9 protein-coding genes are annotated in these 9744 nt (G+C 73.0%); 5 read left to right on the top strand and 4 right to left on the bottom strand.

Going from position 1 to position 9744, the window contains the following annotated elements; translation table 11 throughout:
* Window positions 1–14: 14 nt before the first annotated feature.
* The 3 genes from B9S61_RS14585 to B9S61_RS14575 form a co-directional block, all read right to left on the bottom strand.
* Window positions 15–1673 carry a catalase gene (locus B9S61_RS14585; RefSeq protein ID WP_103542639.1) on the bottom strand — a complete coding sequence of 553 codons (1659 nt, stop codon included), beginning with the start codon at window positions 1671–1673 and terminating at the stop codon, window positions 15–17.
* 230 nt (window positions 1674–1903) lie between these two features.
* A complete protein-coding gene (locus B9S61_RS14580; RefSeq protein ID WP_103542643.1) occupies window positions 1904–2140 on the bottom strand; it encodes a hypothetical protein in 237 nt (78 codons plus the stop codon).
* A gap of 388 nt (window positions 2141–2528) precedes the next feature.
* The gene (locus B9S61_RS14575; protein ID WP_103542642.1) at window positions 2529–3998 is read right to left on the bottom strand and encodes a helix-turn-helix domain-containing protein; all 1470 of its coding nucleotides are present in this window, start codon (window positions 3996–3998) and stop codon (window positions 2529–2531) included.
* 177 nt (window positions 3999–4175) lie between these two features.
* On the opposite strand from B9S61_RS14575, the gene B9S61_RS14570 reads away from it, so the two are divergent.
* From B9S61_RS14570 to B9S61_RS14560, 3 genes are all read left to right on the top strand, one after another.
* Complete coding sequence (locus B9S61_RS14570) at window positions 4176–4796, top strand: L-threonylcarbamoyladenylate synthase (protein WP_181007372.1); 621 nt, start codon at window positions 4176–4178, stop codon at window positions 4794–4796.
* 17 nt (window positions 4797–4813) lie between these two features.
* A complete protein-coding gene (locus B9S61_RS14565) occupies window positions 4814–5569 on the top strand; it encodes a dienelactone hydrolase family protein (protein ID WP_103542638.1) in 756 nt (251 codons plus the stop codon).
* Window positions 5570–5669: 100 nt separating this feature from the next.
* The gene (locus B9S61_RS14560; protein WP_103542637.1) at window positions 5670–7175 is read left to right on the top strand and encodes a metallophosphoesterase; all 1506 of its coding nucleotides are present in this window, start codon (window positions 5670–5672) and stop codon (window positions 7173–7175) included.
* On the opposite strand, the gene B9S61_RS14555 is transcribed toward B9S61_RS14560, so the two are convergent.
* A complete protein-coding gene (locus tag B9S61_RS14555; RefSeq protein ID WP_374936211.1) occupies window positions 7156–8181 on the bottom strand; it encodes a TauD/TfdA dioxygenase family protein in 1026 nt (341 codons plus the stop codon). The two genes, B9S61_RS14560 and B9S61_RS14555, sit on opposite strands and share 20 nt — an antisense overlap.
* 180 nt (window positions 8182–8361) lie before the next feature.
* On the opposite strand from B9S61_RS14555, the gene B9S61_RS14550 reads away from it, so the two are divergent.
* Window positions 8362–9192, top strand: a complete 831-nt coding sequence (locus B9S61_RS14550; RefSeq protein WP_103542636.1) for an aldo/keto reductase — start codon at window positions 8362–8364, stop codon at window positions 9190–9192.
* A gap of 54 nt (window positions 9193–9246) precedes the next feature.
* On the top strand, window positions 9247–9744 hold a 498-nt coding region (locus B9S61_RS14545), incomplete at its 3' end, for a DNA polymerase ligase N-terminal domain-containing protein (protein WP_103542635.1).

Genomic DNA, 9744 nt, shown 5'->3' with positions numbered 1-9744 from the left:
TGCCGGGTGAGCGCTCAACGGGTCACCACGTGCCGTTCGTCGGGCACGCAGTGGGTCATGGTGAGACCCTCCACGTCGCGCGGCGGGTTGTCGCCGAGGCTGGCCAGCCGCTTGCGGTCGTCGTCCGTGAGGCTCTGGCCCGCGAGCGGTTCCAGGTGGGCCACGTCCTCGGGCATGATCCCGAGGCCCTCGCCGACCCGCCGGCCGAGGTCGTTCTCTGCCAGCAGGCAGTGCCAGACCATGCGTTCCTGCACCTGGCGGTCGCACTGGGCGAACAGGTCGGTGAAGTTCTTCACCAGGTCGTCGCGCTCCCAGTCCTCCAGCAGGCAGTAGCGCTGGCCCGCCTGGAGGTAGTCGTTGGTGCGCGGGATGCGCTTGCGGGTGAGCCGGCCCACGATCTCCGGGCCCTGGTCGTCGTGTGTCGGATACTCGCCCTCGCGCAGCCCGCCGGTGATCGACGGTTCGTAGTTGACCTGAGGGTTCTCCCCGGTGCCGTCGACGAGGTACGCCATCTGGCCGTCGCGCTGGTTGGTGTACACCTCCGCGTTCTTGGCCTGGTTGACGGGGAGTTGCAGGTAGTTCGGGCCGACCCGGTGGCGCTGGGTGTCGCTGTAGGAGAAGGTCCGGCCGACGAGCATCTTGTCGTCGGAGAAGTCCAGACCGTCCACGAGGACGCCGGTGCCGAAGGAGATCTGCTCGTTCTCGGCGAAGTAGTTGTCCGGCATCCGGTTCAGCACCATCCGGCCCACCGGCTTCGGCGGGAAGTCCTGCTCGGGCCACGTCTTGGTGTCGTCCAGCGGGTCGAAGTCGAGCTCCGGGTGGTCGTGGTCGTCCATCATCTGGACGAGCAGTTCCCACTCGGGGTGGTCGCCGCGCGCGACCGCCTCGTACAGGTCCTTGGTGGCGTGGCCGAGGGAGTCGGCCTGGACGTTCGCGGCGTCCTCCTCCGTCATGGAGCGCACGCCCTGCCTGGGCATCCAGTGGTACTTGACCAGCTTGGTGTCGCCCTCGGCGTCGACCCACTTGTAGGTGTTCACACCGAAGCCCTGCATGTGACGGTAGTCCGCCGGGATGCCGCGCGGGCTGAACAGGTTGACCAGCATGTGCATGGACTCGGGCGTCTGCGACATGAAGTCGAAGATGCGGCGCGGCTGCTGCTCGAAGGTGACCGGGTCGGGCTTGAGGGCGTGGATGACGTCCGGGAACTTGATCGCGTCCCGGATGAAGAAGATGCCCAGGTTGTTGCCGACGAGGTCCCAGTTGCCGTCCTCGGTGTAGAACTTCACGGCGAAGCCGCGGGGGTCGCGGGCGGCCTCGGAGGAGTCGCGTCCGCCGATGACGGTGGAGAAGCGGACGGCCACGTCGGTGCGCTTGCCCTGCTCCTGGAAGAGCTTGGCCCGGGTGTAGCGGGAGACGGGCTCGTCGCCCCACGTCCCGTACGCCTCGAAGTACCCGTAGGCGGTGACGCCGCGGGCGTGCACGACGCGCTCGGGGACGCGTTCCCGGTCGAAGTGGCTGATCTTCTCCAGGAACTGGTAGTTCTCCAGCGTGGCGGGGCCCCGGGCGCCGACCGTGCGCTGGTTCTGGTTGTCGTAGACCGGATGGCCCTGCCGGTTGGTGAGTACCTTGCGGTCGTCGCCCGGGGCGGGTCCCCGGCTCGAAACGTCCGTCATCTTGGTGGGCTCCTTGCGCTGCTCGTCGTCCCCCCGGTCGCGTGTGTACGGGGGTCATGCTGCCGCGCATCACGGCGGGCTGCGACTCGAAGGCGCGGCGGATGCCGTCGGCGAACCGCGCGGACGGCACCGGGCCGGACACCCGGGGAGTGCGGGCCGGCCGTGGGCGGCGACGCGGGTCCGGTCACCGTGCCGCGCACGGTGACCGGACCAGGTGGGGCGGTGTGTGCTCAGCCGCCGTCGAGGCGGGCGCGCAGCAGTCCCTTGCCCAGTTCCGCACCCTTGCGGCTGTCCGCCTGGGCCTTGCGGAACAGGTCGGCGACCTCGCTGTCCTTGGCACGCTCGGCGTCCTGGATGTAGGTCTCCAGGCGCAGGGCGTTGCTCAGGCACGCCTCGACGTACCAGATCAGGCTGTAGTCCTTGTCCTGCGTGCCGGTGGCGCCGCCGGTCTCGGTCTCGCTGGTCATCCGGGTCTCCTCCTCGCGGTGCTCGTCCACCGCCCGCCCGGTCCGTGGCGAACGGAGGGACGGGCCGTCACAACCGCGCCCGGGTACCCGACCCAGGGGAGCGCACACAGCGTCCGAGGCGAGGGGTGCGGCCGCCGAGGACCACGGAGGAGGAGGCGCGGCGCCGCGGACGACGGAGCGCAGGGCGTGCGACGGCCGAGGGCGAAGGGCGGGCGGGGTACGGCGCGCGAGGGCCCTGGGGCGGAGGCGCGACCGGTCCCCCGTGCCGGTCGGGCCCCCGGCCCCTGCTCGAAACTAATCCGAGGGAAGGGCGCCTGTGTATCGCGCCGGTGCCCGCTATGGCCGCCGGAGGACTCATCCGTGCACAATCGAGTCCGAAAGGCCCGGTTTACTCCGTCGTGAGTACCGGTTGCTCCAGCTCGCCCACCGCCAGATGGGCCAGTACGACCTCGTAGAGACCGGTGCCGGCGGCCAGCAGCTGGCGTTCGAGGACGGGTTCGGCGCTGCGCACGTGCTCGCGCACGGTCTGGGCATGGACGCCCAGGGTCAGCGCGGCCCGCTCGGCGTTGCCCCCGGCGGCGATCCAGGTGCGCAGGGTGCGGCGCACGTTGCGGGTGTCGTGGTCCAGCCGGCCCAGCAGCTCCCGCGCCCAGGCGCCGACAGCGGGACCGTCCAGCAGACCGGCGAGGCCCGGGGAGGCCGCGTCCGGGTCGCTGCCCGCCTGTCCGTCCAGGAGGTTGATCTGGGTGTGCAGCGCGAGGTGCACGAGGGCGCGGGCGGTGACGTCGTCGAAATCGGTGCCGAGCATGGTCTCGACCCGTTCCATGCGGGCCCGCACGGTGTTGCGGCTGACACCGAGGATCTTGGCGGTGTTGACCGCGGTGAACTCCAGTCCGAGCCGGGTGGTGGCGAGGAGTTCGGCGCGGGTGTGGTGGGACAGCGTGTCCAGCGGCCGCAGCACCCGGCCCGCCCAGCCGCGCAGGGCGGCGGGGTCCATCAGCAGCTCCGGGTGGGTGCGCTCGGCGTACACGGCCGTCTTGTCCGCCCGGAAGCACGCCACCGCCAGTGCGCTGACGGCCTGTCCGTACGCGGTGGCGGTACGGGCGAGGCTCTCCCACACACTGCCGCCGAGGAAGGTGCCGGGGTGCCGTCCGACCAGTGACCGGAGTTCGGACGCGGTGGCCGCGCGGGGGCTGACGACGATGACGTGCCCGTCCATCGCGGGGCACCGCACGACCAGCGCCTCGTCCCGCGTGGTGTCCAGGCACTCCGCCACGAGCCGTTCGCGCCGGGCGGGCGCGGACTCGACGACGAAGACACAGGCGGTGTCGGCGTCCAGCAGGCCGGGCCAGAGTCCCGAGGCGACCCGGCGGGCCGCCACGGTGTCCTCGACCAACAGCAGCTGAAGGATCGCCAGCCGCAGATCGTCGGTGGCCCGTTGGAGCCGGTGTCCGGCCGCGGTGGTCTCGTGTGCGGCCAGCAGGAGTTCGATCACCTGCGCGGTGTGGGTGACGACATCGGCGGTGTGCCGGTCGAAGGGGGCCCGGCGGGAGACGGCCAGTACGCGGACGCCCGACGGGTGGCCGATCCGTACGAGGCGCAGGTGGCGGCCCTCCCCCTCCCAGGCGGCGGAGGCGATCCGGCCGGAGCGGAGGGCGGCGACGAGGGACGCGTCCAGGGGCAGCCGGGTCCCGGCGAGGAGGGTGCCGGCGGCATCCTGGAGGGAGACCTCCGCCTCCGCGGTGCCGGCCAGCCAGTCGACGACCCTGCGGGCGTCCCGCCCCGCAGGCCGCAGAAGATCGAGCAGCTCCCGCGCCCAGGCCGCGGGCGCCCCGGCGTCCCCCGGCGTCCCTCGCATTCCGTCGTCACGGCCCGCCACCCCGGTCTTCCCTTCGTCTCTCCGCCTCCCGGCCCAGGCCGGGGACGTTACCCCAACCGTGCACGACGCTCACCCCGGCGCGACGCCGGGCCCCGCCGCGGGGCGCCGGGCCCCGGGGTGTGCGGTGCTCGCGCGCGGGCGGCATAAGCTCGGTGAATGGCGAAGTACTTCGACGTGCACCCCGACAACCCCCAGCCGCGCACCATCGGCCAGGTCGCCGACAGCATCCGCGCAGGCGCCCTGATCGCGTACCCCACGGACTCCTGCTATGCGCTCGGCTGCCGGCTGGGCAGCCGGGACGGCATCGACCGGATCCGCACCATCCGCAAACTGGACGACCGGCACCACTTCACCCTGGTGTGCCGGGACTTCGCGCAGCTCGGTCAGTTCGTACGGATCGACAACGACGTGTTCCGCGCGGTCAAGGCGTCGACCCCGGGCAGCTACACCTTCATCCTGCCCGCGACGAAGGAGGTGCCGCGCATGCTCCAGCATCCCAAGAAGAAGACCGTCGGCGTGCGCATCCCCGACCATGTCGTCACCCAGGCTCTGCTGGCGGAGCTCGGTGAGCCCCTGCTGTCCAGCACGCTGCTGCTGCCCGGCGAGGACGAGCCGATGACCCAGGGCTGGGAGATCAAGGACCGGCTCGACCACCAGGTGGACGCGGTGCTCGACTCCGGGAACTGCGGCACCGAACCGACCACGGTGATCGACTTCTCCGGCGGCGAGGCGGAGATCGTACGGCGGGGCGCGGGCGACGTCTCGCGGTTCGAGTGACCGGAGGCGGGCCGGCCATGGGCGCCGTGACGGGAACCGGTGTCGGCGTCCCCACCGAGGACGGGACGGCCGACGCGTATCTGACGCATCCCCCGGACGGGGCACCCCGGCCGGCGGTGCTGTGGTACATGGACGCGTTCGGTCCGCGTCCGCGGCTGCGGGAGACGGCCGACCGGCTGGCGGGGGCCGGCTACACCGTGCTGGTGCCGAACGTGTTCTACCGGCGCGGCCCCGCCCCGGTGGCCGAGCTGCCCGCGTTCATCGACGACGCGTCGCGGGGGCGGCTGCTGCGGCGCCTCATGCCGGTGATGCGGCAGCTCACGCCCGAACGGGCGGCGCGTGACGCCGGAGCGTATCTGCGGTGGCTGGCCGACTGCCCGGCGGCGGCCGCCGGCCCGGTGGCGGTGACCGGCTACTGCACGGGAGCGGCGCTGTCCCTGCGCACGGCCGGCGCCCACCCCGAGCGGGTGGCCGCCGCGGCCGGGTTCCACGGGGGCCGGCTGGCGTCGGACGCGCCGGACAGTCCCCACCTGCTCGCCGGGCGGATCACCGCCGAGCTGCACTTCGGGCACGCCGACCGGGACCCGTCGCTGCCGCCGGAGCAGATCGAGCGTCTGGAGCGGGCCCTGACGGACGCCGGTGTCCGGCACCGCTGCGAGGTCTACACCGGGGCCGGGCACGGATACACCCAGTCCGACACGGCCGCCTACGACAAGGAGGCGGACGAACGTCACTGGGCGGCCCTGCTCGGCCTGCTGGCCCGCACCTTCTGAACGTCACCGCCAACTGGGCACTCCATGGCGGGGGTTCGCCGCCCTCGCCGTGGGCCCCCCGGCCACCGGCCTTGCGCCGCACCGTTGTTACGGTGCACCGGTGTCCGACTCTTCACGCGAAACCTCCGAGGGTGCCGGCTGGGGCGCCGCCGAACGCGGTGCGTACCGGCGGCTGATGCCGCACCGGACCGAGAAGATCTCCTGGCTCGACCCGCGTATGCTCCTGGCCGCCCGCAACGGCGTCCTGGCCTCCTGGTTCGGGGACCCCACCGGAGGTGTCCGGTCCCGCTGGACGGCCCAGCGGGCGGCGGCCGGCGCCCCGGACGACAAGGTGATCCGGCGCGACGACCCGGACCGGTTCTCGTTCCTGGTCGTCGGCGACACCGGGGAGGGCGGCGAGCCGCAGTACGCGGTCGTGCCGGGCCTGCTGGAAGCGGGCCGGGACACCGCCTTCGCCGTGCTGGCCAGCGATGTGATCTACCCGGTGGGCAGCGCCGACGACTACGACGCGAAGTTCTTCCGGCCGTACCGGGACTACCAGGCCCCGATCTACGCGATACCCGGCAACCACGACTGGTACGAGGACCTGGCCGGCTTCATGCGCGTCTTCTGCGACGACGCCCCGCCGCTGCCGCCCGCGCCCGCCCCGCGCCCCCTGAGCCGGGCCTGGCTGCGCTCGCTGCTGTGGCACCGGCCGCGCCCCGGGGACGGCGGGCGCCTCGCCGAGGCGCGCAAGCTGCGCTCCGGTCCCGCCCAGCAGGCGGTGCAGCCGGGACCGTACTGGGCGATCGACGCCGGGCCGGTGCGGATCGTCGGCATCGACACGGGACTGCTGGGCACGATCGACGCCGAACAGGGCGCCTGGCTGCGGGAGATCTCGCGCGGACCGCGCCCGAAGATACTCGTCACGGGCTCGCCCCTGTACGTGGACGGCGAGCACCACCCGTGCCCGGTCGAGGGCGGCGGCACCGTCGACGACATCGTCCGCGACCCCGGTCACCACTACGTGGCCGCGATCGGCGGCGACATCCACAACTACCAGCGCTACCCGGTGCGGCTGGACGACGGCCGCACCCTGCAGTACCTGGTGGCGGGCGGCTCGGGCGCGTTCACCCACGCCACCCACACCATCCCCCGGGTCGATGTCGCCGGTGTCACCGAGGGCGACTTCCGCTGCTACCCGCTGCGCGGCGACTCCCTCACCTTCTACAGCGCCCTCTACGGGCGACGGCTGCGGCTGCGGCGCTTCTTCGCCCTCACCGACGCCGAGGCGATGGCCGTGATCGCCGAGCGTCTCGGGATCGGTCCCACCCGCGTCCCGGGCACCCCGCCCCGGGTCACCCGCCGGATGCGGCTGGTCGCCGGGCTGCTCGGCACCGGCCGGCGGCCGGACCGGGGCAAGCGGTTCCGGCTGCCCGTGCGCAAGGCCTACACGTCGCTGTTCTCACCGGGTTCGGCGACCTACAGCCCGCCGTTCTTCAAGAGCTTCCTGCGCGTCGACGTGAGCCCCGGGGCGATCCGGCTGCGCTGTCACGCGGCCACCGGTCTGCGCGCGCAGGAGATCGCCCCGCCGGTCGAGGACGAGGTCACCATTCCGCTGACGTGACCACCGCGTCCTGCCAACGGCCCGGTGCGGTGCCGGTGAGGGCCCTCGACGGGCGGCCGTCCACACCCACCGGGACGTCGCCGGTGAGCATCACGCGGTGCATGATCCGCGGGTGGTCGAGGTGGGCCGTGTCGCCCGGGGCCAGATGGATGGTGGCCCGGTTGTCCCAGAACGCCACGCTGCCCGGCTCCCAGCGCAGACGGACGGTGTACTCGGGCCGGGTGGCCTGCTCCAGGAGCAGTTCCAGGACGGCCGCGCTCTCGGGGCGGGACAGGCCGGTGATCTGCTCGAGGTAGTAGCCGTTGACGGACAGCACCCGTTCCCCCGTCTCCGGGTGGACGCGCACCAGCGGATGTTCGGACGCGGTCTGGTGGTCCAGCAGATGCCGCAGATACCCGTCGTCGCCGGGCCGGGGCTGGTAGCCGACCCCCAGCCGGTGCTCGGCGCGCAGCCGGTCGGCGAACTCGCGCAGGGGTGCGGACAGTCCCGCGTACGCCGCGGCGAGATTCGACCAGGTGGTGTCGCCGCCGTAGGGCGGAACCGTCTCGGCGCGCAGGATCGTCGCGGCCGGCGGGTCGACGCGGGCGCCGTGGTCGCAGTGCCAGCCGCGCAGCAGGGTGTGGCGGCGGCGCCGCAGCCACTCGTCGTGCTCCATGCCGAACCGTCCGCCGAGCTCCAGCCGGTCGGCGGTCGTCTCGATCTCGGGGAAGTCCGGCGGGGAGGCCTTTCCGCGCCGGGGCAGCACGACCGGTTCACCGAACCGGCGGGCCAGCGCCACATGGGCGGCGTGGCCGAGGCCCCGCTGGCCGCGGAAGAACACCACCTTCCAGCGCAGTACCGCCGCCCGGATCCCGGCGACGACCGCCTCGTCGAGGTCGCCGGCGAGGTCCACGCCGGTGATGTCCGCCCCGATGTGCCCGGAGACGGGGTGTACCTCCATGGCCCCGGGCCGCTCCCCGGTTCCGGTGCGCTCCCCGTCCCCCACGCCGCCCCTGCCCGTCGTCATGCTTCCCCTCTCCGCCGGCCGTGCCCGCCGGACCCGTACGGACCGGCTCCCGGGAAGATCGTGGCAGTGAAGCGCGGACCTGGCGACAGGGCCTCCCCGGCGCGGGCCCCGTCCGGTTGATCACTGCCCCCGCCGTCCCCGACCCTGGAAGGGACGACATCCCCAAGGGAAGGCACCCTCGTGATCAGCATCCCGAGCCACCCCCTCAACGACGGCACCACCCTCCCCGCCCTGGGCCTGGGCACCTGGCCGATGGACGACGCCGAGGCGGAGCGGGCCGTGGGCACGGCCCTGGAGGCGGGCTACCGCCTGGTCGACACGGCGGCGAACTACCGCAACGAGACCGGTGTCGGCCGTGCCGTGGCCTCGAGCGGCGTGCCCCGCGAGGAGATCGCCGTGACGACGAAGCTCCCGGGCCGGCACCACGGCTACGAGGAGACCCTCGCCTCCTTCGAGGAGTCCCGGGCCCGGCTCGGCCTGGAGTACGTCGACCTCTATCTGATCCACTGGCCGCTCCCCCGCGTCGACAAGTACGTCGACTCCTGGAAGGCCATGATCAAGCTGCGCGAGGACGGAGCGGTCCGGTCGGTCGGCGTCTCCAACTTCACGCCCGCCCACATCGAGCGGCTGGAGAAGGAGACAGGAGTGCTGCCCTCGGTCAACCAGGTCGAGCTGCACCCCTTCTTCCCCCAGGAGGAGCTGCGCGCCCACCACGCGGACAAGGGCGTGCTCGTCGAGAGCTGGAGCCCGCTCGGCCGGGGCTCGCGGCTCCTGGACGACCTGGCCGTGGCCGCCGTCGCCGAGGCGCACGGGGTCACGCCGGCCCAGGCGGTGCTGCGCTGGCACATCCAGCTGGGCGCGCTCCCCGTTCCCAAGTCGTCCGATCCGCGGCGGCAGCGCGCCAACCTCGACGTGTTCGGCTTCGAACTGGATGCCGCCCAGATGCGGACGATCGCCGAGCGCGCGCACCGGCGGATCGGCGGGGACCCGGAGGTGCACGAGGAGTTCTGACCGGGTACCCGGCGCCCGCGCGCACGGCGACGGCGGACCGGAGGGAGCGGCACGGTGGGTGAACGGGACCGGCTGCGGGACTACCACGGCAAGCGGGACTTCGACCGCACCGGCGAACCCCGCGGGAGCGGGGCGGAGCCGGGCGGCCGGCCCCGCTTCGTCGTGCAGATCCACGACGCGAGCACGATGCACTTCGACTTCCGGCTCCAGGTGGGCGACGTACTGAGGTCCTGGTCGGTCCCGAAGGGGCCCTCCGCCGATCCGCGGGACAGGCGGCTCGCGATACCCACGGAGGACCATCCGCTGGAGTACGAGGAGTTCGAGGGCGTGATCCCGCACGGCGAGTACGGCGGCGGCACGGTGATCATCTGGGACCACGGCACCTACGAGCCGCTCAGCCACGACCGCCGCGGCCGGCCCGTCGGTTTCGGGGAGTCGCTGGACCGCGGCCATGCCACGTTCCGCCTGCACGGGTCGAAGATGCACGGCGAGTACGCCCCCACCCGCTTCCGTGGCGAGGAGGCGTGGCTGCTGGTCCGGGCGGCGAAGAGC

The organism is Streptomyces sp. SM1 (assembly GCF_002910825.1).
GTDB classification, from domain to species: Bacteria; Actinomycetota; Actinomycetes; order Streptomycetales; family Streptomycetaceae; genus Streptomyces; species Streptomyces okerensis.
This window is presented reverse-complemented; position numbering and strand designations above follow the sequence as displayed.